General features: G+C 54.1%; 1 pseudogene. It reads left to right on the forward strand.

Annotation, left to right across the window (positions count from 1 at the left end):
• Positions 1-1,266: pseudogene (locus tag HX812_RS31900) on the forward strand (hypothetical protein); the annotation flags it as partial.
• Positions 1,267-1,740 lie beyond the last annotated feature (474 nt).

Below are 1,740 nucleotides of genomic sequence, written 5' to 3' on the forward strand. Positions count from 1 at the left end.
CTGGAAGATTGCAGTGACTTCGAGCTGCATGCAGCGGTGAGCTTCGATGGTAAATGTGATCTGGCGACGGCGATCGCCTTTCCGGCTCAGACTTTCAAAATCGAGCAAGAGCCGCTAGTGCTGCTTGAAGCCAAAGTAACGGAAGCGGTGGGCTCAAACTTGACCGCCTACAACGGGCGCAACGGCGTGCATGTTGAAGTGAAGTACGCCGGTGGCAATCCGAACCACTCCATCACTGTCTGCTGGAAGAGACCGAACGGTTCTTGCTGGTTGTTGGCCCCTAAACCAGGCAGTACGACGGGCGCGGTGGTCTGGTTGTTACCGCCGGAAGCCGTGATCGAGAGCATGGGTAAGGTGGTGGAGATCATTTATACCGTCACCACCGCCTGCAAGGTGCAGACCTCACCGCCTTTGAACTTGAACATCAGTTTGCCTGTGCGCGTGGAAACGCCAAACGTGCGGCAGGCTACGCCTCCCAGAACGCAAAATGCCATTCTGGATACTCGCACGTTCACCGGGAATGCCGAATCCTTCATAGATTGGATGTGGTTCCTGCGAGCAGGGCAGAAGTGCTGGTTACGCGTGGACGGGACGGGCAAAGACGGCAACCCCTACTCGTTCTACGTGTACTCGGCCAGAACCATTACGGCAGCAGAGGAGACCGTGGGGGTGGCGGGGCCTGTTCTGCGACCCGAGTTGGATAAGCTAATGGATAAAACCAGTTGTTCCCTTACATTCAGCGTCGCAACGGACGGTAGCTCAACTGCGAATGTGGTATGTCCAACGCGGATGTTGAACGTGGTTGCGCCACCTGAGGTTCGTTATGAGAACTTTACTGGAGAGCCCACCAAGCTTATCTCGGCAGGTCAGAGTATTAGTACGTCGACTATGCAGATCACGTTCCTCTCCGGCCCTGGTCCAGCCGGTATCGATTCATACTATCCAACTCCCGGGCTGCTGGAGGGGCAAGCAATTGTGTTGTGCCAAGGCTCTGACCAAAATCCGAAACAACATCTGCGTTTGGACTTGGCTTTTGAATGCGTGCGAGTGAAGTTCGCTTACACGTGGAGTCACCTTCCTACTCAACTCACGTTCTACAGTGCGTCGGGTGTCTATTTGGGGGCTGTGAACCTGACTGGGGCCAATCAGGGGGGGGCGCTTCAGGGCTGGGTGGACTTCAGCGCACCCGCAAACTCAAAAGTCGGAAGGATAGAGATAGTCTGTGGGGACTACATGTTTTTTGACTTCTTCACATTCTGGTTGTAACTACAAAAAAACGCCCATGTGAGATGCATGGGCGTTTCAAAGTCATTCGGACTAGATGCAATTATTTCGGCGCCCCAAATCTGCATCGCGAAGGGTGATATTCGCCAGTCGCACTGCCATGCCTGCCTGGTGTTACGTGATGCTGGGCGGGATTCGTTGTTGGCCACGCAGATTGCTTAGTGGGTGCAGAAGACCTTGCAGCGGGATGTTTGAGTGCGGCGCGGTGGCGGAGTTGGAGGGGCTTTAAGCGCTCCACTTGTCAGAACTGTCAGATCTGACAGTAGGCAAGATTTCTGATCCGAGCGTTAGATAACCGAAGCTTTTGGCTGGTAAAGCCAGCCTTGACGGTTATCTAACGTTGGACAGGAGTCTTATCGTGGCTAAAAAACCGATCCCTAAAAAAACCTCCCCAGCTCAGGTTATGAGCGCTGCACCCGCCGCATCAATCAAGGCCATCACAGCTGAATTACCCTA

The organism is Pseudomonas sp. IPO3749 (genome assembly GCF_013386605.1).
Classification (GTDB): Bacteria; Pseudomonadota; Gammaproteobacteria; order Pseudomonadales; family Pseudomonadaceae; genus Aquipseudomonas; species Aquipseudomonas azotoformans_A.